This window comes from Pseudomonas sp. H3_A02 (assembly GCF_054671965.1).
Genome location: NZ_CP162807.1, coordinates 5011219 through 5035092, shown reverse-complemented (window position 1 = coordinate 5035092; position 23874 = coordinate 5011219). Strand labels below are relative to the sequence as shown.

Here is a 23874-nt window from a genome sequence, read left to right as displayed (position 1 = left end):
TGTGAAACGCAATAATCGCTCCGATCTTTGCATTGGAAACACTTTTTAAACCCTGCCACTCTTGTGTCCAGAGCATCAATTATCCAGATTGATCAACAAGAGTTAGTGATCATGCAGCGAATTCCTTGTGTGCTAATGCGCGGCGGTACCTCCAAAGGCCCGGTGTTTCTCGCCTGGGATCTGCCGGTCGCCATCGCCGAACGTGACGAGCTGCTGCTCAACCTGATGGGCTCCGGCCACGAGCTGGAAATCGACGGCATCGGTGGCGGTAGTCCACAAACCAGCAAAGTGGCGATCGTCAGCCCATCGCTGCACCCTGACGCGGATGTCGATTATTTGTTCGTTCAGGTCATGGTTTCCCAGCGTCGGGTCGATACCGCTCCCAACTGCGGCAACATGCTCTGCGCCGTCGGCCCGTTCGCCATTGAGCAGGGGTTGGTCAAGGCTTCCGGTGACCTGACCCAGGTGCGCATTCGTAACCTCAATACCGGGACCTTCGTGAATTCCGACGTGCAAACCCCGGAAGGCAAGGTCAGCTATGAAGGCGACACCGCCATCGACGGCGTGCCTGGCACGGCCGCTCCGGTGCAACTGACCTTCCTCGACGCAGCGGGCAGCAAGACCGGGAAACTGTTTCCGACCGGGCAAACCCTGGACGTGATTGACGGCATCCCGGTGACCTGCATCGACATGGCGATGCCGATGGTGATTGTTCAGGCCAGCCAGCTTGGCAAGCGCGGCGATGAAAGCCCCGCTGAACTGGACGCCGATAAAGCCTTCCTGCAGCGCCTGGAGTCCCTGCGCCTGAAAGCCGGCCTGGCCATGGGCCTGGGTGATGTCAGTGACAAGGTCATTCCCAAGCCGGTGCTGGTGTCTCCGGCCAAGTCCGGCGGGACGATCCAGGTGCGTTACTTCATGCCGCACAACTGTCACCGCGCCCTGGCGATCACTGGCTCCATCGGCCTGGCCACCGCATGCGTGACCGAGGGCAGTGTCGTCGCACAGTTGCTCGGCACCGTCAGTGAGCCGCGCTTGCAACAGGTTCGGATCGAACACCCAAGCGGCGGTATCGATGTCGTACTGTCCTACACCGGTGAAAAGGGTGAGACCATTCGGGCTTCGGTAGTACGTACTGCGCGCCGGCTTTTCTCAGGCTACGTCTACGCCACGGCGTCCCAACGGCTGGCCGGATAGCCCAGGTCGCCTGGGTCTTTTGCATCAGAACAATTCTAAAAATGGGTGATGCCATGAAAGTTGTTAAATCGCTCTACTTCCAGATCATCTGCGCCGTGCTGCTGGGCGTGGTCGTCGGGCATTTCTGGTCGCAACAGGCGATTGCCTTGAAGCCGCTGGGTGATGCCTTCATCAAGCTGATCAAGATGATGATCGCGCCGGTGGTGTTCTGCACCATTGTCACTGGCATCGCCGGCATGAGCGATAAGCGCTCGCTGGGGCGTTTGTTGAGCAAGACCATGCTGCTGTTCCTGGCGCTGACGGTGATCAGCCTGATCATCGGCCTGGTGTCGGTCTACCTGTTCAAGCCCGGCGCGGGCATGAACATCGACCCGACGCAGTTGAGCACCCAAGGACTGTCGCAGTACACCGACTCCGCCGCGAAACTGAGCGTGGTGGATTTCTTCATGCACATCATCCCCGACACCTTCATCGGCGCCTTCAATAAAGGCGAGGTGTTGCCGGTGCTGTTTATCGCGGTGCTCTGCGGTTTTGCCTTGTCGTCCTTGGGCGAGCGCGGCAAGCCTGTGCTGGAGGTCCTGGAATCAGCTTCGCACATGGTGTTCAAGATTTTCTCCTACCTGATGCGTTTCGCTCCGATTGGCGCTTTCGGGGCCTTGGCCTTCACGGTGGGGCAGTACGGCATCACGTCGCTGGGCTCCCTGGCCAAGCTGATCATGACCCTGTATATCGCCTGCGCCTTCTTCGTCTTCGTGGTGTTGGGCAGCATTTGCCGGGCACACGGTTTCAGCCTGTGGAAGCTGCTGCGTTATCTGCGTGAAGAGTTCCTGGTGGTGTTGGGGACGTCTTCGACCGAACCGGTGATGCCGCGAATGCTGGAAAAACTCCAGGCCCTGGGCTGCAAGAAAGGCGTCGTGGGGCTGGTACTGCCGACCGGTTATTCGTTCAACCTTGACGGCACGGCGATCTACCTGTCGCTGGCGGCGATCTTCATTGCCCAGGCCTGCAACATCGATCTGACGCTGACCCAGGTCATCACCATGCTGGCGATCATGCTGCTGTCGTCAAAGGGTGCCGCAGGTGTGACCGGTAGCGGGTTTGTCGCCTTGGCCTCGACCTTGACGGTCATCCACGACATTCCCCTGGCGGGCCTGGCCCTGTTGATCGGAATCGACCGGTTCATGTCTGAAGCGCGGGCGTTGACCAGCCTGGCGAGCAACGCCGTCGCGACCGTGGTGATCTCCCTCTCGGAAAATGCCTGTGACCGCAAAGTCCTGTTGCAGACCCTGGATGGCAAACCCGCCCAGACGCAGACCCCGGCAACGGACTCGAGCTGGGACGGCACGAAGGTCGCCAAACACATCTAACCGCTCACGGCTGACTTGACAGCACCGCGTAAGCTCACTCAATACCTCTGCGCCAGGCACGCCTTAGTGTTGCCTGGCGGGTGGGAGGGCGTGTGCCTGGGTGTCTGCCAAGCTACTCATAACAACAAGAGATCTGACATATGCTCGCTTTACTTGGCTTGGCCATGGTGGTGGTCTTCACCTTCCTGATAATGACCAAACGGTTATCACCGATCGTCGCGCTGACGGTGGTACCGATCGTCTTTGCCGTGATCGGCGGCTTTGGCGGGACCACCGGCAAGATGATGCTGGACGGCCTGAAAATGGTCGCGCCGTCGGCGGCATTGCTGTTGTTCGCGATCCTGTTTTTCGGCCTGATGATCGACGCCGGTCTGTTCGACCCGCTGATCCGCAAGATCCTCAAACGAGTCAACGGCGACCCGATGAAGATCGCCGTGGGCACGGCGCTGCTGTCACTGTTGGTGGCACTGGACGGTGACGGCACGACGACTTACATGATCACCTGTGCCGCGATGTTGCCGCTGTATAAGCGCATCGGCATGAATCCGATGATTCTGGCAACCATTTCCATGCTCTCGTTGAGCATCATGAGCGGCATGACCCCTTGGGGCGGTCCGGCGACCCGTGCGATCGCAGCGCTGGGCCTGGATGCCGGCGAGTATTTCGTGCCGTTGCTGCCGACCATGATCGGCGGTGCGATGTGGGTGGTGTTCACGGCGTTCCTGTTGGGCCGTGCCGAGCGCAAGCGCATCGGCAACGTTCAGCTGCAAAGCGGTGGCGGTGACTGCTACATCAACGCGATCATGGAGGACACGCCACACAAGCGTCCGAAGCTGGCCTACGTCAACCTGCTGCTGGTGGTTGCGGTGATGGTCGCGCTGGTGATGGGGCTCATGCACTCGGCGATCCTGTTCCTGATCGGTTTCGTCCTGGCGCTGATGATCAACTACCCGCAACTGGATATTCAGAAGGAGCGCATTCTTGCCCATTCGGGTAACGCCATGACCGTGGTCCTGCTGGTGTTTGCCGCGGGCATCTTCGCCGGGATTTTTTCCGGGACGAAAATGGTCGATGCTCTGGCGCAAACCCTGGTGGACTGGATCCCGCCTTCCTGGGGGCATCTGTTCCCGCTGGTGGTGGCGATTACCAGCATGCCGTTGACTTTCGTTTTGTCCAACGATGCCTACTACTTCGGTGTCGTGCCGATCCTGGCCAACGCCGCGGCAGCCTACGGGATCGATCCGGTGGAAATTGCCCGGGCCTCCATTCTCGGCCAGCCGGTGCACCTGATGAGCCCGCTGGTGGCATCGACCCTGTTGCTGGTGGGCATGGTCGACCGCGACCTGGGCGACTTCCAGAAAGCCACCGTCAAATGGGCGGTGCTCACGTCCCTGGTGATTACCGCACTGGCCCTGCTGACCGGGGCGCTGACGCTGTTTTCCTGATTCACCCGACAACCTTGGTTTTCCTGCCTGACACGCCCCCGCAAGTGGGGGGGTGCCGGCCTGCACGCCCAATAACAACAACGAGTAGCTAGACATGACCACTTTGCTTACCCGCGGGGCTTTGTTTCCAATCCTTGGCTTGTTGCCCCTGGCCACGGCCAGCGCCGAAGGTTTCATCGACGACAGCAAGCTGAAGCTGCAATTGCGCAACGTCTACTTCAACGAAAATTTCCGTGACGAGCACGGGATGAGCGCACGGGCGGCGAGGACCGCCAAGAGTGAGCGCACCGAATGGGCCCAGGGTTTCCTGCTGGATTACCAGTCAGGCTTTACGCCGGGCACGATCGGTTTTGGGGTCGATGCCTTGGGCCTGCTCGGGGTCAAGCTCGACTCCGGGCGTGGCCGCAGCGGCACCGGTCTGCTGCCGGTGCATGACGACGGTCGCGCCGCCGACGAGTTCGCCAGCGCGGGCATGACCGCCAAGGCCAGGCTGGCCAAGACCACGCTCAAATACGGGACCTTGCTGCCCAAGACCCCGGTGCTGATCTACAACGATGCGCGGCTGTTGCCCCAGACTTACCAGGGCACCCAGATCACGAGCAGTGACATCGACAACCTCACCCTCACCGGCGGGCATCTGGAGCGTTTCAAGCTGCGGGATTCGAGCGACAGCATGCCTATCGTGCCCGACGGCTATGGTGGCGATAAGTCCGGTGACTTCAGCTATGCCGGCGCCGACTACAAGCTGGGCAAGAACATCCGCCTGAGTTACTTCTACGGCGAGCTGGAGAATTTCTATCGACAGAACTTTGTTGGCATCCAGCATGATCTGCCCCTGGGCGCCGGGGTGTTGACCAGCGACCTGCGCTACTTCAACAGCGTCGATTCGGGGTCGGCCTACGGCGGCAAGGTCGACAACGACATGCTCAGCGGGTCGCTGTCCTACGCCGTTGTCGGCCACACGTTGAGCGCCGGCTACCAAACGCTCAGCGGCGATGCGGGCTTGCCTTACATCAGCGGCGCCACGGTGTATTCCTTCAGCAACGTCGGGATCGGCAAGTTCATCGAGGAAGACGAGAAGACCTGGATGCTCGGTTACGGCTACGACTTCGCTCGCCTCGGTGTGCCCGGCCTGACGTTTTCCACCCGTTACCTGAGCGGCAACGACGGCAAGTCCAACACCACGGTCAAAGAGTGGGAACGTGACGCAGAGATCGCCTATGTGGTGCAGCAGGGTACGTTCAAGGGGTTGGGCGTGAAGGTGCGAAACTACGTCTATCGCTCGGACTTTGCCCGGGGTCGTGACAGTAACCGGATCTATTTCACCTACGACATCGCGCTTTGGTAGGGCGCTGTGTGCGACGGCCGACGCCTTGGCGTAGCGCGCCCTCAGCGGCTGCGCGTACATCGCAGTGGCTAGGATCGAATCGTTGCGAGATCGGGCTCAGCTCTCCTGGCTGAGGGGTGAACTCCCACCCAACCCAAAAGCCAGTGTGGGAGCGAGCTTGCTCGCGATGACGGTGTCAGATCCAGCATCATCGTTGGCTGATGGTCCGCTATCGCGAGCAAGCTCGCTCCCACAGGTGGGAACTATCAACGGTTTTCTCAGTGGCCTCGGGTTCGTCGCGGTGGCTCGGTTCGATTCTTTGCGACATCATGGCGTCAATCAACTTTGGGCAAAGCCCTCGTCGAGGCCGCTGTGGATCGAAACCGAGACCGACGCAACAACCTGTCCCTGGATGGCCTGAATTTTTTCCTCGCGGATGTGCGCGATGGGCTGGGTCCTTACCTGGCGATCTACCTACTGGCGGTGCATCGCTGGGACCCGGCCAGCATTGGCGTGGTCATGACGGTGGCGGCGATGGCCGGCCTCGTCGCCCAGGCGCCCGCCGGCGCGTTGATCGATCGGGTGCGCAGCAAGCGTGCCGTGGTGGCTGTCGCGGCCTTGATGGTGACGCTGGGTTGTCTGGTGCTTCCGTTCACCTCGTCCTTCGGCCTGGTGGCATTGACCCAGGCCATCGGCGCCGTGGCGGCATCGGTCTTCGCGCCGGCTATCGCCGCGATTTCCCTGGGCATTACCGGCGCCAAGGCCTTTACGCGGCGCACCGGGCGCAACGAAACGTTCAACCATGCAGGCAATGCCTGCGCAGCGCTGCTGGCGGGTGGGTTCGCCTGGCTGTTCGGTCCCATTGCGGTGTTCTACTTGATGGCGGCCATGGCATTGGCCAGCATCGTGGCGGTCAGTTGCGTGTCCGCCGAAGCCATCGACCATGACGTGGCACGGGGCCTGGAGGCCGGTCAGTCGGTCCACGGCCCGGTACCCTCGACGCTGCGGGTCTTGCTGGATAACCGCACGCTGCTGTTGTTCGCCATTTGCTGTGGGCTGTTTCACCTGGCGAACGCGGCGATGCTCCCCCTGGTCAGCCAGAAGCTGGCCCAGGCCAACGTGCACCTGGCCACGCCGCTGACGTCGGCCTGTATCGTTGCGGCGCAACTGGTCATGGTGCCCATGGCGTGGCTGGTGGGGGTCAAGGCCGATGCCTGGGGCCGCAAGCCGTTGCTGCTGGCCGGCTTCCTGATCCTGCCCATCCGCGGTGTGTTGTACGTACTCTCCGACGATCCCTATTGGTTGGTGGCGGTGCAGTTGCTGGACGGGATTGGTGCCGGGTTGTTTGGCGCGCTGTTTCCGCTGGTGGTCAAGGACCTGACCCAGGGCACCGGGCGTTTCAACGTCAGCCTCGGGGTGTTGTCGACGGTGTTCGGGTTCGGTGCTGCGTTGAGCAACAGCCTGGCCGGCTTCGTCGTGCAAGGAGCTGGCTACAGCGCGGCGTTCCTGACCCTGGCGGCGATTGCCGCGTTGGCATTTGGTCTGTTGCTGGCGATGCCCGAGACGTTCCGGCCAAGCCGCGTTCCCCAGGTCGACACCCTTGCGGTAGCTGACGGTGGCGTTGCCTGAGGCCGCCCATCAAGTTCCCCCCATACTCAACCCCCTGTGGGAGCGAGCTTGCTCGCGATAGCAGTGGTCCAGCAGGCATCGATGTTGGATGTGCCGCCATCATCGCGAGCAAGCTCGCTCCCACATTGAGTTGCATATCATGCCTGGCATCTGAATCTAGTCATCTCGTCGAGATACCTGCAGCAACAAGCCTGGCTCCGCCCTCGTGGCCGAGAGCGTCCAGCCATGGGCCTGGGCGATTTCCTGGCAGATCGTCAGACCCAGGCCGGCGCCATGGTCGCGACGATGAGGTCCGCGCCAGAAGCGTACGAACAGCTGGGGCAGTTGCTCCCGATCAACCCCAGGGCCCCAGTCGCGTACGCTCAGGTGATCCCTGCCGATGTCCACCCGAACCTCCGTGCCCCGAGGGGCGTGTTGGAGGGCGTTTTCCAGCAGGTTTTTCAGCAAGGTGAAGAGGGCGCTGCGATCTGCCTGCCAAGGGGCAATGCCCGTGCAATCCTCGGCCAGCACCAGGCGCACATCGACGGCTTCGGCCATGCGCTGTAGATAGTCGGTGGCTTCCTTCGCCACATCGGCCAGTTCGACCGCGGCAAACCGATAATTCTGGGCCTCACTGGTTTCGGTCAACAACAGCAGTTGCTGAGCTTGACGGGTCATGTGGGCCACGTCGTTGAGCAGCGCATTGCGATCGGGACTGTCTGCCATCAATTCGATTTGCGCGCGTATCAGCGCCAGCGGTGTCTTCAGCTCGTGTGCCGCGGTCGCCAGGAATTCCTGCTGGATCCGGTAGCCATTTTCCAGGCGTTGGAGGACTCGATTGAAACTGTCCACCAGTGGCACGACCTCGGACGGTACGCTGCTGACTTGCAAGCGTGAATGCAGCGAGCGAGGCGAGATGGCCGCCGCTGACTCGGACACTTCGCGCAAGGGTTTGAGTGTATAGCCCAAAATGACATAGGCGCAGGCGCCAAAGACGAAGAGCAGTACCAGACTGAACAGGACGATGCCGGCGCCCATGAAGGGCAGGGCGAAGGCACCGTGGAAAAGGTCCATCAACCGTTCGCTGACGGCGAGCTGCAGGAACCAGGTCTGGCCGTCGTGTTCGACCGGTGCGGTGGCGCCATACATCAAAATGCCCTGGCGCTCGAACTTGAACGGTTCCTGCTCCAAAGGGCGCACCGAGGCGCTCGCCGGCCAAAAGGTCGCATCGGTGGACGCCAGGGCCACGTTTGCCGAGGCGTCCAGCACGCGGTAGCCGATCTCCTGGCGCATGCTGTCATAGGTCCAGATTCGATCCGCCTCGCTGGGGTCGAATCCGACCGGGCGCCCGCCAGCATCGAACTGGAGTTTTTCCGCCAGCTCCTGGGTGCGTTCGGCCATGTTCATGACCGACAGGATGTCGCTCTGTGAGGTGACCAGGACCAACGCCGCCGAGACGATCAGCAGGATGCTCAGCGCCACGCCGGCAATATAGGCCAGCAGCACCTTGAACCTGAGGCTACTCAACCACGTCGACCTGGCGGAGCGCATAACCGAGACCTCGCAGGTTGACGATGCGTTGGCGGGAGCCGATGGCCAGCAGCTTGCGGCGGATACGGTGCAGGGCCACGTCCAGGGCGTTCGGCGTGACCGCTTCGCTCAAGCCCCAGCCCGCCGCCTCGATGCTGGGGCGACGGACGATTTCCCCAGACTTGCGCAACAGCAGCAACATGATCTGCATTTCCGCCGGCGCCAAGGTAATGCTTTCATTGGCACAACACATAGTGCCGGTCTCGGGTTGCAGGCTCAGGTCACCGTGGCTGGGGGCCAGTGGGCGACAGTCCACCGGGCGCCGCAGCAAAGCCCGCACCCGGGCAACCATTTCATCCATGGCAAACGGCTTGGGCAGATAGTCATCGGCACCGGCATCGAGCCCCTGTACCCGATCATGCAGGGCATCCCGTGCCGTGAGCACCAGGCACGGCAGGCCAAGCCCGGCGCTGCGCAGGCGCTTCAACAAAACGAGCCCGTCGCCGTCCGGCAAGCCGCGATCGAGGATCAACGCCTGGTAGGGCATCCGCTGGATGGCCGCCCATGCGCCATCCATGCGGTTGATCACATCGACGGCGATCCCGGCGTTCGTCAATCCCGTGCTGACCAGTTGCGCCAAGCGTTCGTGGTCCTCGACCAGCAGAATGCGGCTCATCAGAAGCGGTACAGGTAGCCGAACAGCGCGCTGTTTTCGGTAGAACGGTCTACCAGCGGGCTGTCCTTGATCTCACTGGCGAAGCGGGTCGCCTTGATATCGAGGAACACAGAGTGGTGCTGATCGAACATGTAGTTTCCCCGGATGCCAAATTCGCTATTGAGGGCAGACTTGCCGGCATAGGCCGCGCGACCGATGCGGGCTTCACTGTCGCGCACGCCAAAATAATAATCGACGTATTTATTGTCCTGCCACATAGCCGTCACATGGGGCGTGAGGGTGATGTGCTCGCCGAGCCGCCAGGTCCGCTCCAGGCCCAGGTTGAAGCGCTGCCCCTTGCTGTTGCCCGAGACATCCGCCAGCCACTCGGCGTGCACGTCCACCAGATTGGTGTGCCACTGCACTTTGGCCCCGGCCCAGAAGCTGCTTTTACGGTCGCTCATGCCATCGAAAACCCGCGAGTCATCGGCATCATAGCCACTGAAGTCGTACTGGCCCACGAGGCTGAAATCGATTTGCTGGGTGTCGCTGATCTCCAACTGCGACAGCTTGACCTCGGCGTTTGGGCCGAACACCCGCAGGTATTCGTTCTCGAAGTAGATCAGCGGTATCGCCTTGTTGTCACGATCGATGCCGGTATAGGGCTGCTGGCTGCTGATCGCGCCGACCCCCAGTCCCCAAGACGACGACGGTTCGACGGTTTCAGGCTCTGTAGCCTGGGCGGTCATCGCCGAACTGACCACGGCGAGCAGGATCACATTCGGGATGGTTGAAACGGCTAAGCGCAGCAAATGCATGGGGGGCTCCAACGGGACAGGATGAAATGCGCGCCTATCGTTGAGCGTTTTCCCTTACCGGATACTTACGGTTAATTGTCGAAAGCTTGACCTCGATCAAGGCAAATACATATTCCCGCTTCATGACCGTTATAAGTGCCAAGCGGTGCAATATCAGGGGTGATGGCTATTTAGTATTGCGCTAAGATCGACCCAAGTCAGCGTGTATAACAGCCTTCTTACAACAAGTTCACGCGTCACTAATTCAATATGAAATGAGGCTTGAACGGAAATGCTCAGGAATGCACCGCTGCGTCTGAAACTTTTATTGATCCTGCTACTTCCCTTATTGGGATTCCTCACCTTGGCCGGCGTCTTTGTCGTGGACAACTACAAGACACTGCGCGATATGGACGCCACGGTCACCGCCAGCGCCACGGCGCAGAAATTGAGTCAACTGATCACGGTATTGCAGCGCGAGCGCGGCGCCAGCGGGGTGTTCCTGGGCAGCGGTGGCAAGTCGATGGGCGAACGGATGGCCCAGGCGCGCCAGGGCTCCAATGCCTCGGCCGAGGTGGTGCGCCGGTTGTCTGCGTCGGGGAGCGCGCAATTGGACACTGTCCTCCAGGCCTTGGAGCAACTGCCCGCCATTCGTGGGCAAGTGGATAAGTTGGGTATCAGTAGCACCGAATCCGGTGTTCGTTATACCGAGATCATTCAAGCGCTGATGGGCTATACCCACTCTTTGGAAGCGACGATCAATAACGCCACCATTGTTCATGCGCTCGGTGCGCTCAATCAGTTTATCGAGATGAAAGAACGGGCCGGACGCGAACGGGTCGTGCTGGGCCTGGTATTCAGTCAGGATCGTTTCGACGAGACCTTGTTATCGCGCTTTAGCCGAAATCTCGGCGAGTTCTCTGCTTATTCCGACGCATTCCGTCGCCAGGCCCAGCCAGCCCTGCTTCAACAATTTACCGAGCAGATGCTCAAACCCGCTGCGGTCGAAGTCGGCAAGTTGCAGCGCCTGGCTTTCGAGGTTCCTTTGGGCCAGTCGCTGGGCATCAAGCCAGAGGCCTGGTTCGAACTCTCCACTCAGCGCATCGACATGATGAGCCAGGTGGAAGAAGCTCTCGGTCAAAGCGTCAGCCGCCTGGCGATACAGGGGCGTGATGAAGCAAACCGTGCGTTGTGGCTGACCCTCGGCTCGGTCATCGTGGCGCTGCTGGCGGTGACGGTACTGTCGTATGTGATCATCCGCCTGATCGATCTGGCGGTACGCGATGTGAACCGGGTTCTGAACGGCCTTGCCCAGCGTGACCTCACCGCCAGGGCCACCTATGAAGGCCGGGATGAGTTCGGCCAGATCTCACGCAACCTCAATCGCATGGCGCAAGAGATCAGCGAAGTCGTGCAGGAAATCGGCAATGCCACGGCGCAAGTGGCCACCGCCGCGCAAGAGTCTTCCACGGTGACGGTCCAGACCAGCGAGAGTGTCGAGCAACAGCGCCAAGGCACCGAGTTGGTGGCCACCGCGATCAATCAGATGAGCGCCACGGTGCGCGAGGTGGCGCAAAGTACCAACGATGCGGCGCACATGTCGCAACAGGTCAATCTCAATACGGCCCAAGGGCGCGTGGAAATCGAAAGCACCATCGGGCTGATTCGCCAATTGTCCGGGCAGGCCGAGGAAACCGCTGGGATCATTGGTGATCTCAAGCTGGAAAGCGATGCCATTTCTTCCGTGCTCGATGTGATTCGCGGCATTGCCGAACAGACTAATCTGTTGGCGCTCAATGCGGCGATTGAAGCGGCGCGGGCTGGGGATCATGGGCGCGGCTTTGCGGTGGTCGCCTCCGAAGTGCGTACCTTGGCGCAAAAGACCCAGGAATCCACGGGCAACATTCAACAGATGATCAGCAACCTGCAAGCCGGGTCGGATCGTGCGGCGCTGTCCATGCAGCAGACCTTGGACAAGGCTCAGGACGGGGCGAGCAAAGTCGAGCGCGCGGGCGAGTTGTTGGTGGAGATCGCCGAGGGCGTGGCGACGATCAGCGACCGTAACATCCAGATCGCCTCCGCTGCCGAAGAGCAAAGCGCGGTGTCCGAGGATATCAATCGCAACGTGAACGAGATCAATGACCTGGTGATCCAGGTGAGCGCCGGAGCCGAGCAGACAGCCATCACCAGCCAGGAACTGGCTCGCCTGGCCGAGTACCAGCAACAGTTGGTCAATCGCTTCAAGGTGGCCTAGGTCCTGCGGCCCCGGGCCTTTGGCGCAAGGCCCGGGTGTGCGCTCAAACGATATCGTCAATCAGGATGTGGCGCTCGCCGCGGCTACACTGCTCGATCCGTGCCTGCACCTTGTAGACCTGGCGCAGCATCGGCTCGGTAATCACCTCGGCGCTCGGGCCGCTACCCTGGGCGGTGCCGTCGGCGATGACCAGCACCTGGTCGGCAAAGCGCAGCGCCTGGTTCAGGTCATGGATGGCGATGAACACAATGACCTGGCGTTTGCGCGCCAGGGCCCGCATGAAGTTCAGCACCTGGACTTGCCGATGCATGTCCAGGGCGCTGGTCGGTTCATCCATCAGCAGGATTTCCGGTTCGCGCACCAGGGTCTGGGCGATCGACACCAGTTGCTGCTGTCCGCCGCTGAGCTCGCCGAGGTTACGGAACGACAACTCAGTGATGCCCAGTGCGGCGAGAATGTCGTCCACCAGCTTCAGCTCATCATCATGGACGACCCAGCCCGGCGTGAGCTGCTTGCGCGCCAGCAGCACCGACTCGTACACCGTCAACCGGGCGCTGGCGTTCAAGCCTTGGGGCATGTAGCTGATGCCCTGGGGTCCCTTTTTCGAGTCCGCCAAGACCACCTGCCCAGGGCCGTCGATCAACCCGGCCATGCGCTTGAACAAGGTGGATTTGCCCGCCGCGTTGGGGCCGACCACCGCCACCACCTGGCCGCCGACAAACGCTGCGGTGGTGACGCCGTGAATGACCGTGCGCTGGCCGTAGCGGGCCCCGAGATTCTCCAGCCGGATCGTTACCATGAGTTTTTCTTCCCGCCGAGAATCAAGGATATGAAGAAGGGCACGCCGATCAGCGACGTGACCACGCCGATGGGGAAGATGGCCCCGGGGATCAGGGTTTTGCTGATCACCGAACTGGCGGACAGAATCAGTGCGCCGGTCAGCAGGGACGCCGGGAGGAAGAACCGCTGGTCTTCACCAATCAGCATCCGCGCAATGTGCGGGCCGACCAGGCCGATGAAGCCGATCGTGCCGACAAACGCCACCGGGAACGAGGCAAGCAGGCTGACCATGATCAGCGTCTGAAAGCGCAGGCTGCGCACATTGATGCCGAAACTCGCGGCTTTGTCGTCCCCCAGGCGCAGCGCGGTCAAGGCCCAGGCGCGCCGGGCGAAAATCGGCAGGGTGACCAGGATCACCAGGCAGATCACCCCGAGCTTGGGCCAGGTGGCTTTGGTCAGGCTGCCCATCGTCCAGAACACCACGGCGGCCACGGCTTGTTCGGTGGCAAAGAATTGCACCAGCGCCAACAGCGCATTGAAGGTGAACACCAAGGCGATGCCGAGCAGCACGATGGTCTCGGCGGTGACACCGCGGCGCAGGCTCAGGAAGTGGATCAGCAATGCCGACAGCATGGCCATGATGAACGCGTTCACCGGCACCATGTACTGCGCCGCCAGCGGGAACAAGGCCACGCCAAACGCCAGCCCCATGGCCGCGCCGAAACTGGCGGCGGCGGAAATACCCAGGGTGAATGGGCTGGCCAGCGGGTTGTTGAGGATCGTCTGCATCTGCGCGCCGGCCAGCGACAAGGCGGCACCCACCGCCACGGCCATCAGCGCCACGGGCAGGCGGATGTCCCACATCACCACGCGGACCTGGGGCGATGCGCTGTCGGGTGACAACAGCGCACCGAGGACTTCGTCGAGGCTGTAGCGGGCCGGCCCGAGGGCCAGGTCGAGCAGGACGCTGCAGATCAGCAACAGCGCGAGCCCACCGAGGATAAGCCGCTTGCGCAGCACCAGGCGCCGGTAGGTGTCACGTTGCATCACCAGGGTTTCGTTCAGCGAAGTCATGGCTTGTCCTCGGTCTGGCGCAGGCTGACGGCGTAGCCCGGCTCATAAGGCACCGGCAGGAACTGCTCATGCAGTTGGCGGAACGAGGCATCCGGGTCCAGGTCGGCGAACAACGTCGGGTGAAACCATTTGGCCAATTGCTGGATGGCTACGAACTGATAGGGGCTGTTGTAGAACTGGTGCCAAATGGCGTGGAACGCTCGGTCGTCCTGGGCCTTGATGCCGGCGTAGGCTGGCCGCTGGGTGTACCACGCCAGTTTTTGCCTGGCTTGGGTCATGTCCGCCCCCGGTCCGACTCCGACCCAATGGCCACCGGGGGCAAAGGCTTCCCAGTTGGCACTGGTGACCACCACCTGCGCCGGATTTGCGACCACCACTTGTTCGGCATTCAACTGGCCGAACGTGGTGGGGATGATGCCTTTGGCGATGTTATCGCCGCCGGCCATTTCCACGAACAGGCCGAAATTCTCGTTGCCGAAACTCAGGCAGCAATCATCGGTGTAACCGCCGATGCGCTCGATGAAGACTTTTGGCCGGGCAGGGTGGCGCGCTTCAATGACGTCGGTGACGCGGCGAATCTGTTGGTTGCGAAAATCGATGAAGGCTTCGGCACGGGCTTGCTTGCCGAACAACTGGCCGAACAGGCGCATGGTCGGCTCGGTGTTCTGCATCGGGTTGTTGCGAAAGTCGACGTAGACCACCGGGATACCCAAGGCGTCGAGCTTCTCGATGTAGCGCGCATCCTCGGTGGCGTGCTGGGCTTCGATATTGAGGATGATCACATCGGGACGCTGGGAAATCGCCTGCTCGATGTCAAAGGTGCCGTCCTCGAACCCGCCGAAGGTCGGGATCTTGGCGATGTCGGGAAATTTGCGCAGATAGGCCCCGTAAGTGTCCGGGTCGGACTGGATCAGATCCTTGCGCCAACCGACGATGCGTTCGATGGGGTTTTGCGTATCCAGCGCCGCCACCAGATACAACTGGCGGCCTTCGCCGAGGATCACCCGCCGGACCGGGAGGTGGACCTTGACCTGGCGCCCGAGCAGGTCGGTCACGCTGCCCAGGGCAGGGTCCGCCTCGACGGCCAGGGCGCTGCGGGGCGTCAGCGAAAGCAACGACACACCGAGCAGCCCGGCGAACAGCAGGGCGAAGAGGGTGTGAGGGCGGCGAAAAGCGGTAACCATGGTTCATGCCTTTACAAAAGCCGGACCGGACAACGGCGCAAGTCGCCGCCCCGGCCCGCAGGTTTCAGAAATCAACGGTGGCGGATAACAACAGCGTGCGCGGTGCGCCTTGGGAAAACGCGCCATAGGACGCGACTCCCGACCAATAGGCGCGGTCGAAGGCGTTCTGCACCGTGGCGCGAAAGGTCGTCTGCCGTTCGGCGATGCGGGTGGCATAACGGGCACCGACATCGAAGCGGGTCCAGGCATCCAGTTCTTGGGTGTTGGCCTGGTCTACGTACTGGCTGGCGGTGTAGATCGCGCCACTGGTCAGCGTCAGCCCGTCGATGCCCGGGGTGTCCCACTCGGCCCAGAGGTTGGCCTGGACCTTGGGGACGCCCACCGGTGTGTTGCCACGATTGGCGGCCACACGGGTGCGGGTCAGTTCTCCATCGAGCAGCGTTACGCCACCGAGCAGGCGCGTGCCCCGGGCAACTTCGCCGGACAGGTTCAATTCCACGCCACGGTTGCGTTGTTGGGCCTGCACCGAAAACACCCCGGACGACAATTCACCGCTGGGTTTCTTGATCTGGAACAACGCCAGCGTGGCCATGAAACGGTCGTAGTCGACCTTGACCCCGATCTCCTGCTGGCGGGAGATGTAGGGGGAGAAAACCTCTTCGGCGTTGGTGGCGGCGGACGGCGCGATGTCACCCTTGCTCAGGCCTTCGATGTAGTTGTAGTACAGCGCGACATGCTCCCAGGGCTTGGCGACGATACCGAACAGGGGCGTGGTCTTGCTCTTGTCGTAGGACGGGGTGGCCACGGTGGTGTTGTAGTTGTCCGACTGGATGTTTTGCCGGCGCAGCCCGAGGGTGACTTGCAGGCGCTCATCGAGCACCGACAAGGTGTCGGCCAGGGCGACGCCCGACAGTTCGCTCGCCGAGACTTTCGGCGTGTGGGGCTCGGCGAGGTTGGGCCGGGGCCGGTCGACCGGGTGATAGATGTTCGAGAGGATGGCGGGGCCGGAAACAATGCCCCGGGACAACTCGTCGCGATAACGGCTGACTTGCAGCACCGTGCGGTGGCTGACCGGCCCGGTGTCGAAGCCCAGGCGCGCGCCGGCGTCGACGGTGTAGCGCTGGACTTTGAATTTGTAATAACCGGGAACTGATGAGGTGTCGCCGGCGGCATTGAGGATGGTCGGGGTCTGGTCGGACAGGCGCTCGACCTCGGATTTCCCACCGCCGGCGTGGGCAAACAGGGTCAACTGGTCGCTGAGGTCATACTCGCCACTTAGCAACGCCGATTTGTCCCGGGCTCGCGAGCGTCCCCAGTCCTGGCTGACGCTGGTGCGGCCGTTGGCGGCGGAGGGAATTTGCACGCCGGGGTCGATCCTGAAAGGGCGTGAGGCGGCGTCGAACTTTTCATCCTGGCTGATCAGGTCCAGGGTCATGCGCAGGCGATCCCCTTGGTAGTCCAGGGACATGGCGCCGGTACCGACGTCTCGGGACTGTTTGTCGATGGCCGTGTCACCCTGCTGCAGGCTACCGTTGAGCCTGATCCCGAACCGGCGCTCCTCACCAAAGCGTCGACTGACGTCGAGGTGACCGCCCAGTTGCGAGTCGCTGGCGTAGCGGCTGGTGAACCGGGTCAGGTCTTCGTCGAGGGCGCGCTTGGGGACCACGTTGATCACACCGCCTACGGCGCTGTTGGGCGACATGCCATACAGCAGGGCGGCGGGGCCCTTGACCAGTTCGATGCGCTCGGCGTAATCGGTGAATACCCGGTAATTGGATGCCACGCCATACACACCGTCGAACGCCAACTCACCGAGATTGCCTTCCCCCAACGGAAAACCGCGGATGAAGAACGAGTCGACGATACCGCCCGCCTGGCCAGTGGAGCGCACCGAAGCATCGCGCTCCAGCAAGTCGCCCACGGTGACCGCCTGTTGATCCTTGATCATCGTCGAGGTGTAGCTGCTGATGCTGAACGGCGCATCCATCACATCGGCGTTGCCCAGCAGGCCGAGGCGGGCACCGCGGGCGACCTGGCCACTGGCGTCGGTGGGTGGCAGGCCGGTGCTGCGTCTACCGGCGGCATCGACGTTGATCTCAGGCAGGGACACCTGGCGCAGTACCAGCGTGTAACTGCCATCGTCGCGGGCAACCATCTCCACGCCGCTGTCGGCCAGCAGGTGTGTGAGCGCTTGGGCTGTCGGATAAGTGCCGGAGAGTCCCGGGCTGACCAGGCCCTCAGTGATTGACGGCTGGAACGACAAGGCAATGCCGGCGGCTATCGCAAAACTCGACAGGGCGGGGCCGAGCGGCCCGGGGGCGATTTCATAGGCGCGCGGGGCGATGGCTTCCAGTTGCGCGGGCACGGCGGCGAAGGCGAACGACCCGGTGACCGTGCTCAACGCAAGGCTCAACAGCACACTGCGCATGACGGGCTTGGACGGACGATCCGGACGCAGGGGCCGTGCAACGAGCATGGATGGATGACCCTATGGAGGAGATGAAATGGTTATTCCTTTCTTTGCCAGTTGAGATCAAAAAAAGTATCACCTGGGTAGCGAATAATTTTTGTGGGGTCAGGCAGGGGAGAGCGTTACCCAGTAACCGCTCAAATGGCCGGTGACCAGGACCGGGTAGGTTTGCACCAGCATGTTGAGCGTGCGCTGGGTATCGCTGATGGGAAAGGCGCCGGAAACCCGCAGCTCGGCGATGGCCGGGTCGCACCGCACGAAGCCCCGGCGATAGCGCGCCAGTTCGGCGACGAAATCCGCCAGGCGCATCTTGTCGGCCATCAGCATGCCTTGGGTCCAGGCGCCGACGTTGCGATCTGTCGGGGTCAACGGGCCGAAGGCCTGGGACGAGAAGTCGGTGCGCTGCCCGGCGTTGACGATGAGCGGCGCGGCCCGGCGAGCCTCGGCCAATTCAATCCGCACGGCGCCTTCGAGTACCGCCAACTGGGTGCGCGATGGCAGTTGGCGCACGGTGAACCGCGTACCCAGGGCCTGCATCCGACCCTCGCCGGTGCTGACCAGGAACGGTCGGGCCTGGGGTGAAGCATCCGGCGCGGTCTGCACCAGGATTTCCCCTTCGCGCACACGGATGAGCCGCTGCTGGGTGTCGAACAGCACGTCGATGGCCGTGCCGGTATTGAGGGTGAGGTGCGAGCCGTCGGCCAGGGTCAACTCGCGACGCTCGCCAATGGCGGTGCGGTAGTCGGCGGACCATTGCTGCGACTGCGCCAGTTTCCAGCTGCCCCAACCGACAGGCACCGCTGCCAGCAGCAACGCCAGTTTGCCGAGGGCCGCACGCCGTTCGGGGCTGCTTGGGCGATCCAACGCCGACATTGCCAATGCTCGTGGCAAGCCGCCGAGCTTGCTTTGCAGCAACTGCGCACGAGACCAGGCCCGGCCGCGCTCGGGGCTGCTGGCTCTCCAGCACTCCCATTCGGCACGCTCGGTGTCGCTGAGGTCGCTTTCACTCAAGCGCATCAGCCACTCGGCGGCTTCTTCGAGAACCTTGGGATCGAGGGGCGGCTCACGGCGACGAGTGAGCATTCATTCCACCAGCATCAAGCACTGCACGAATGCTTGCTTCATGTAGCGCTTGACCGTGATCAGCGAGACGTTCAGCTGTTGGGCGATGTCGTCGTATTTCAGACCGCCGATCTGCGACAACAGGAATGCCCGCTTGACCGGCGCCGGGAGGGTGTCGAGCATGGCATCGATTTCGTGCAAGGTTTCCAGCACCAGGAAGCGCAATTCAGGGGACGGCACTTCCTGGGCCGGCAAATGCGCGAGCGCCTCCAGGTAGGCGCGTTCCAGGGCCTTGCGCTGATACCAATTGATGAGAATGCCCTTGGCCACGCAACTCAGGTAGGCCCGGGGCTGGTCAATGGCCGTGACTTGGGAGGCAAGAATGCGCGTGAAGGTGTCTTGGGCCAGGTCCGCCGCATCCATGGCATTGCCCAGCTTTTTCTTCAGCGTGGCGTACAGCCAGCCGTGATGGCCGGCGTACAGGTCTTCGATCACGCGCAGATGATGGTCGTTGTTCGCGGGCAGGGTTTCGCTCATGGCTGCAGCTTTTTGCAATTGAGAAGTATTCCCAATGCTAAAGGACAACTTGCCCGCGACGCAAGCGGCATCGACTGGGAGCGAGCTTGCACGCGATATCGGTGGATCAGGCTGCATTGAGATTGAATGTGCCGCCGTCATCGCGAGCAAGCTCGACTCCCACAAAGATCTGCGGTGAACACCGATTCCATGAACACCCGAGATCAGTGTGGGAGCCGAGCTTGCTCGCGATAGTGGTATGTCAGCTTGCAGGGATGTTGACTGTACCGGCGTCATCGCGAGCAAGCTCGCTCCCACAAAGATCTGCGGTGAACACCGATTCCATGAACACCCGAGATCAGTGTGGGAGCCGAGCTTGCTCGCGATAGCGGTATGTCAGCTTGCAGGGATGTTGACTGTACCGGCGTCATCGCGAGCAAGCTCGCTCCCACAAAGATCTGCGGTGAACACCGATTCCATGAACACCCGAGATCAGTGTGGGAGCCGAGCTTGCTCGCGATAGCGGTATGTCAGCTTGCAGGGTGTTGACTGTACCGGCGTCATCGCGAGCAAGTTCGCTCCCACAAAGATCTGCGGTGAACACCGATTCCATGAACACCCGAGATCAGTGTGGAGCCGAGCTTGCTCGCGATAGCGGTATGTCAGCTTGCAGGGATGTGGACTGTACCGGCGCCATCGCGAGCAAGCTCGCTCCCACAAAGATCTGCGGTGAACACCGCTTCCATGAACACCCGAGATCAGTGTGGGAGCCGAGCTTGCTCGCGATAACGGTATGTCAGCTTGCAGGGATGTGGACTGTACCGGCGCCATCGCGAGCAAGCTCGCTCCCTCCTCGATCAGTCCCCAGGCGGGGCGGGACTGGCTTGCAGGCTCGCGGGCCAGTAGCGCAAGACGACAACGGGAATCAGTGCCAACCCATAAGCCAGGCAAACGAACAGGTAGGTGTACTGCAAGCCGTAGACCTGGCTGAGCAATCCACCAGCCGAGATGCCTGCGATCGAAGCGAACTGCGCGGTGCCTTGGGCAATGCCCAGCACGTGGCCTTGCCGTGCGCTGTCGGCGGATTTCGAGATCAGCGCCATCAGCACCGGCGTGGTAGCCCCCAGCAGCACCCCCCAAATGAAGTAGACGACGACAAATACGATGGCATTGCGCGTGACCCCCGCCAGGGCGGTCAGGGCGATGCAGCCGAGCACGACGTAGATGATGCGATGCAAGGTGTCCTGCTGGGTACGGTGCTCGAAATAGCGCGACCAGGCCGTGGCCGAGAGGATGAAACCCAGCGCCAGCAAGCCGTAGCACAGGCCGACCACCGAGTTGCTGACGTCGAATACCGAACTCACGTACAAGGAGAATGAGGTCTGTGGCAGCATCCGCGCCAACAGCAGGATGCCCATGACGCACAGCAACGACAGCAAGGGCGATCCTTGCCAGACGCTGTCGGTACGGCTTGTTGTCGCCGGGGCCTGGCTGATCGCGGGTTTCTTCACCGGCGGCACGTCCGGCAAGGTCACGGCGGCCACCACCGTGCACACCGCGCACAAGGCCGAGGCGATGATGTTGATCCAGAAGAAGGTGGCGTGATCGAGGATCAGGCCCCCGACCACCGCGCCGAGCAATGAACCGACGTTGGTGGATATTTGCAGGATCGCGAACAGCCGCGCCCGTCGCGACGGGGCTTCGATGCTGACGCCATAGGCTTGCGCCGGGGCGATGTACCCGGCAAAGGCACCCTGCAAAAAGCGCAGCACCAGGATGGCCCAGATATCGCTGCACAGCGCCAGCCCCAACTGAGTCAATGACAGGCCCGCCAGGGCGCGGATCATCATCAACTTATGACCGTAGCGATCGCCGATACGACCCCAGAAGGCGCTGGTCAGAATGATGCCCAGCATCGGCCCGACATACACGGCGATGCTGGCGAAGCTGAAGACCGACTCCGAGGACGTCAGCCCGCGCAGGTGGACCGGCCAGAACGGCCCGCTCATTTCCATCGCGCCCATGGAGATGAGCTGGATCGCGAATAGAAGGTAAATCAGGATTCTGACGTTCGAACCCTGGATGACACCTGCGTGGGACATGACTCAGCCTCGGTGGTTAAACGCTCGCAAGCGGGTAGATCAGCATGTGCTGCAGGCGACGACACGGTCGGCAAGATGCCCGGCTGTACGAGAGGTTGCAAGCTGTCGATACCGCAGCAGCCTCTGTATGCCTGATGGATCCAGCGCAACCTGAAAAAATAAACCCCGGGAGGTGATACTTTTCCGCAGGTCGACTGGCAATAGGAGTGATTACCATTTTCTCTCGCTGGAAAGGATCCTTAAGCCATGTCTGTTGCACGTCGACCTTGTGGTGAGTCTGCGTTATCCCTCGCGATTCGTACCGCCACCCTGAGTTTCATTCTGGTCGCAGGAAGCGCCACCGCCTGGGCGCAAACCCCCGGGCAAAAGCCCTCCACCGATAGAACCTCGGACGTCCCTGCGGTCGACAACGGTCAAGGCTTGACCCTTGACGCGACCAACATCACCGGCACCCACAACAACCTGAGCGCACTGCCGCCCGAGCTGGCCGGTGGTCAAGTGGCGCGTGGCGCGCGCTTGGGGATGATGGGCAACAAGGACGTGATGGACACACCGTTCAGCGTGACCAGCTACACCGCCAAGACCCTGGCCGACCTGCAAACCGTGACCGTGGCCGATGCCCTGCAACGCGACCCTTCGGTGCGCTCGACGGGCCAGGTGGGCGGCATCGTCGACTCATTTTTCATCCGTGGTTTTCCCATCGGAGAGGGCAACCTCGGCGAGCTGGCCTACGACGGCGTATACGGCGTGGCGCCCAACTACCGGGTCTTCACCGACTACGCCGAACGCGTCGAAGTGCTCAAGGGGCCGGGGGCGCTGATGTACGGCATCTCTCCGAACAGCGGGGTGGGCGGGGTGATCAATATCGTCCCCAAGCGTCCGTTGGACGAAGACCTGACGCGCTTTACCGGCAGCTACGCGTCTGATTCCCAAGTAGGTGGGCATCTGGATGTCAGCCGTCGATTCGGCCCGGACAACCAGTTCGGCGTGCGTTTCAACGGCAGCCTCCAGGGCGGCGACACGGCCATCGACGATCAGGAACGCGAACTTAATATCGGCGCTATCGCCCTTGATTATCGGGGCGAGCGTTTGCGCTTGAACCTCGACTTCATCAGCCAGAAAGAAAGCTTCGACGGTGCCTCTCGCCCCTTCACCGTTGCGCCTGGCGTTGACATTCCATCCGCCCCCAACGGTCGTACCAATGCCTCACAGAAATGGGGTTGGTCAGACACCAAGGAGCAGTCGGCCTTGCTGGGTGGCGAATATGACCTGACGGACGCGGTCACGGTGTTTGCCCACGCCGGTGGTGGTCGGTCGGACGTCAAGCGGATGTCCGACCAGGTACCAAGAATCCTCAACGACGCCGGCGATATCAGCAACACGCCGGGGTATTACAAATTCAACGTGGACCGTTCGACAGCCGACGTGGGGGTTCGTGGGGTGTTCGACACCGGTCCTGTCAGCCACACGACCACGCTGATGGCGACGACTTACCAGGATGAACTGTCCCGGGGGATCAACAACGGGCCGGTGGTCGGCTCGAACATCTATCACCCGGTGGACGTGCCCAAGCCGGCCATTAATGCGCCCAAGGTGCTGCGGGTTTCCGAATCGCAGCTGACCGGCTTCGCCTTGAGCGACACCTTGTCGGTACTGGATGAACGTCTGCAACTGACCCTGGGGCTGCGTCGGCAGAATATCGAGTCGCGCAATTACAATGCCGCCGGCTCGGTCAGTTCTCGTTATGACGACAGCGCCACGACCCCGCTGGTCGGCGTGGTGGTCAAGCCCTGGGAGGACGTGTCGCTCTACTACAACTATGTCGAGGGGTTGAGTAAAGGTGACGTCGCGCCAGGCACAGCGAGCAATGCGGGCGAAACGTTTGCTCCTTATGAATCCAAACAGCATGAGATTGGGGTCAAGTACGAGCACGGCACGTTCATGACCACCCTGGCGCTGTTCCAGATCGAGAAGCCCAGCGGCGAAATCGGTGCGAACAACGTGTTCTCGGTACAGGCTGAACAGCGCAACCGTGGCGTGGAGCTGAGCGTGTTCGGCGAAGTGGCCCCCGGCACACGCCTGATGGGCGGCGTGACACTGCTCGACGGCGAGCTGACGGATTCCGCGACGGCGGCCAACCGTGGCAACAAGCCGGTGGGCGTGCCAGACGTACAAGCCAACTTGTGGGCTGAATGGGACACCCCATGGGTGGAAGGCTTTACCCTCACCAGCGGCGCGATCTACACCAGCAGCCAATACGTGAACCAGGCCAACACCCAGGAGTTGGATGCCTGGACCCGCTTCGATGCGGGGGCTCGCTATGCCACCAAGATCGAAGGTCGACCGACGACGTTCAGGGCCACAGTCCAGAACGTCTTTGACCACGAGTACTGGTCGGGTGTTGCCTCGTATGGGGCCTTCTCTCCAGGCTCGCCGCGTACCTTGCAGTTGTCGGCCACGGTCGATTTCTGAGCATAGGGCAAGGGTGGTTCAAACAAAGGGCCACCCG

The 23874-nt window shown here is 61.8% G+C and carries 17 protein-coding genes; 7 read left to right on the top strand and 10 right to left on the bottom strand.

Going from position 1 to position 23874, the window contains the following annotated elements:
* Window positions 1-111 precede the first annotated feature (111 nt).
* The 5 genes from AB4N80_RS22060 to AB4N80_RS22040 all read left to right on the top strand — a co-directional run bounded on the left by AB4N80_RS22060 (window position 112) and on the right by AB4N80_RS22040 (window position 6962).
* Window positions 112-1194, top strand: a complete 1083-nt coding sequence (locus tag AB4N80_RS22060; protein WP_305470623.1) for a 4-oxalomesaconate tautomerase — start codon at window positions 112-114, stop codon at window positions 1192-1194.
* A gap of 41 nt (window positions 1195-1235) precedes the next feature.
* Complete coding sequence (locus AB4N80_RS22055; RefSeq protein WP_122568371.1) at window positions 1236-2561, top strand: dicarboxylate/amino acid:cation symporter; 1326 nt, start codon at window positions 1236-1238, stop codon at window positions 2559-2561.
* 140 nt (window positions 2562-2701) lie between these two features.
* Window positions 2702-4006, top strand: a complete 1305-nt coding sequence (locus tag AB4N80_RS22050) for a CitMHS family transporter (RefSeq protein WP_122568372.1) — start codon at window positions 2702-2704, stop codon at window positions 4004-4006.
* Between the two features lie 94 nt (window positions 4007-4100).
* Window positions 4101-5354 carry an OprD family porin gene (locus AB4N80_RS22045; protein ID WP_122568373.1) on the top strand — a complete coding sequence of 418 codons (1254 nt, stop codon included), beginning with the start codon at window positions 4101-4103 and terminating at the stop codon, window positions 5352-5354.
* A gap of 351 nt (window positions 5355-5705) precedes the next feature.
* Complete coding sequence (locus AB4N80_RS22040; RefSeq protein WP_122568431.1) at window positions 5706-6962, top strand: MFS transporter; 1257 nt, start codon at window positions 5706-5708, stop codon at window positions 6960-6962.
* Between the two features lie 156 nt (window positions 6963-7118).
* Here the strand turns inward: AB4N80_RS22040 and AB4N80_RS22035 are convergent, their stop codons facing one another.
* Genes AB4N80_RS22035 through AB4N80_RS22025 form a run of 3 tightly spaced genes read right to left on the bottom strand, consistent with a single transcriptional unit; the run spans window position 7119 to window position 9944 of the window.
* Window positions 7119-8468 (bottom strand): sensor histidine kinase, encoded by a 1350-nt coding sequence (locus AB4N80_RS22035; RefSeq protein WP_305470627.1) that lies wholly within the window; start codon window positions 8466-8468, stop codon window positions 7119-7121.
* Window positions 8461-9147 (bottom strand): response regulator transcription factor, encoded by a 687-nt coding sequence (locus AB4N80_RS22030; protein WP_122568375.1) that lies wholly within the window; start codon window positions 9145-9147, stop codon window positions 8461-8463. The genes AB4N80_RS22035 and AB4N80_RS22030 overlap by 8 nt, the downstream gene beginning before the upstream one ends.
* Entirely contained in the window at window positions 9147-9944 is a 798-nt protein-coding gene (locus AB4N80_RS22025) for a MipA/OmpV family protein (protein WP_460078808.1), read from the bottom strand. The genes AB4N80_RS22030 and AB4N80_RS22025 overlap by 1 nt, the downstream gene beginning before the upstream one ends.
* A 271-nt stretch (window positions 9945-10215) precedes the next feature.
* Between AB4N80_RS22025 and AB4N80_RS22020 the strand changes: the two genes are divergently transcribed.
* The gene (locus AB4N80_RS22020) at window positions 10216-12177 is read left to right on the top strand and encodes a methyl-accepting chemotaxis protein (RefSeq protein ID WP_305481391.1); all 1962 of its coding nucleotides are present in this window, start codon (window positions 10216-10218) and stop codon (window positions 12175-12177) included.
* 43 nt (window positions 12178-12220) lie between these two features.
* Here the strand turns inward: AB4N80_RS22020 and AB4N80_RS22015 are convergent, their stop codons facing one another.
* The 7 genes from AB4N80_RS22015 to AB4N80_RS21985 form a co-directional block, all read right to left on the bottom strand.
* Entirely contained in the window at window positions 12221-12976 is a 756-nt protein-coding gene (locus AB4N80_RS22015; RefSeq protein ID WP_122568378.1) for an ABC transporter ATP-binding protein, read from the bottom strand.
* Window positions 12970-14031 (bottom strand): FecCD family ABC transporter permease, encoded by a 1062-nt coding sequence (locus AB4N80_RS22010; protein WP_122568379.1) that lies wholly within the window; start codon window positions 14029-14031, stop codon window positions 12970-12972. The genes AB4N80_RS22015 and AB4N80_RS22010 overlap by 7 nt, the downstream gene beginning before the upstream one ends.
* A complete protein-coding gene (locus AB4N80_RS22005; RefSeq protein WP_305481392.1) occupies window positions 14028-15215 on the bottom strand; it encodes an ABC transporter substrate-binding protein in 1188 nt (395 codons plus the stop codon). Before AB4N80_RS22005 ends, AB4N80_RS22010 begins: the two co-directional genes overlap by 4 nt.
* A gap of 64 nt (window positions 15216-15279) precedes the next feature.
* Entirely contained in the window at window positions 15280-17691 is a 2412-nt protein-coding gene (locus AB4N80_RS22000; RefSeq protein WP_460078803.1) for a TonB-dependent siderophore receptor, read from the bottom strand.
* A gap of 99 nt (window positions 17692-17790) precedes the next feature.
* Complete coding sequence (locus AB4N80_RS21995; protein WP_460078801.1) at window positions 17791-18768, bottom strand: FecR domain-containing protein; 978 nt, start codon at window positions 18766-18768, stop codon at window positions 17791-17793.
* Window positions 18769-19284, bottom strand: coding sequence for a sigma-70 family RNA polymerase sigma factor (locus AB4N80_RS21990; protein ID WP_122568383.1), 516 nt, complete (start codon window positions 19282-19284; stop codon window positions 18769-18771).
* Between the two features lie 836 nt (window positions 19285-20120).
* Entirely contained in the window at window positions 20121-21365 is a 1245-nt protein-coding gene (locus tag AB4N80_RS21985; protein ID WP_122568384.1) for an MFS transporter, read from the bottom strand.
* Between the two features lie 246 nt (window positions 21366-21611).
* On the opposite strand from AB4N80_RS21985, the gene AB4N80_RS21980 reads away from it, so the two are divergent.
* A complete protein-coding gene (locus tag AB4N80_RS21980; protein WP_460078797.1) occupies window positions 21612-23837 on the top strand; it encodes a TonB-dependent receptor in 2226 nt (741 codons plus the stop codon).
* The last annotated feature ends 37 nt before the right edge of the window (window positions 23838-23874 follow it).

What these genes read in the sequence shown, in the direction of transcription:
- AB4N80_RS22050 (WP_122568372.1), top strand. Translation starts at nt 2,702, where the DNA reads ATGCTCGCTTTACTTGGCTTGGCCATGGTGGTGGTCTTCACCTTCCTG.
- AB4N80_RS22005 (WP_305481392.1), bottom strand. Translation starts at nt 15,215, where the DNA reads ATGGTTACCGCTTTTCGCCGCCCTCACACCCTCTTCGCCCTGCTGTTC.
- AB4N80_RS22060 (WP_305470623.1), top strand. Translation starts at nt 112, where the DNA reads ATGCAGCGAATTCCTTGTGTGCTAATGCGCGGCGGTACCTCCAAAGGC.
- AB4N80_RS21995 (WP_460078801.1), bottom strand. Translation starts at nt 18,768, where the DNA reads ATGCTCACTCGTCGCCGTGAGCCGCCCCTCGATCCCAAGGTTCTCGAA.
- AB4N80_RS22045 (WP_122568373.1), top strand. Translation starts at nt 4,101, where the DNA reads ATGACCACTTTGCTTACCCGCGGGGCTTTGTTTCCAATCCTTGGCTTG.
- AB4N80_RS21985 (WP_122568384.1), bottom strand. Translation starts at nt 21,365, where the DNA reads ATGTCCCACGCAGGTGTCATCCAGGGTTCGAACGTCAGAATCCTGATT.
- AB4N80_RS22055 (WP_122568371.1), top strand. Translation starts at nt 1,236, where the DNA reads ATGGGTGATGCCATGAAAGTTGTTAAATCGCTCTACTTCCAGATCATC.
- AB4N80_RS22020 (WP_305481391.1), top strand. Translation starts at nt 10,216, where the DNA reads ATGCTCAGGAATGCACCGCTGCGTCTGAAACTTTTATTGATCCTGCTA.
- AB4N80_RS21990 (WP_122568383.1), bottom strand. Translation starts at nt 19,284, where the DNA reads ATGAGCGAAACCCTGCCCGCGAACAACGACCATCATCTGCGCGTGATC.
- AB4N80_RS22010 (WP_122568379.1), bottom strand. Translation starts at nt 14,031, where the DNA reads ATGACTTCGCTGAACGAAACCCTGGTGATGCAACGTGACACCTACCGG.
- AB4N80_RS22000 (WP_460078803.1), bottom strand. Translation starts at nt 17,691, where the DNA reads ATGCTCGTTGCACGGCCCCTGCGTCCGGATCGTCCGTCCAAGCCCGTC.
- AB4N80_RS22030 (WP_122568375.1), bottom strand. Translation starts at nt 9,147, where the DNA reads ATGAGCCGCATTCTGCTGGTCGAGGACCACGAACGCTTGGCGCAACTG.
- AB4N80_RS22015 (WP_122568378.1), bottom strand. Translation starts at nt 12,976, where the DNA reads ATGGTAACGATCCGGCTGGAGAATCTCGGGGCCCGCTACGGCCAGCGC.
- AB4N80_RS21980 (WP_460078797.1), top strand. Translation starts at nt 21,612, where the DNA reads ATGTCTGTTGCACGTCGACCTTGTGGTGAGTCTGCGTTATCCCTCGCG.
- AB4N80_RS22025 (WP_460078808.1), bottom strand. Translation starts at nt 9,944, where the DNA reads ATGCATTTGCTGCGCTTAGCCGTTTCAACCATCCCGAATGTGATCCTG.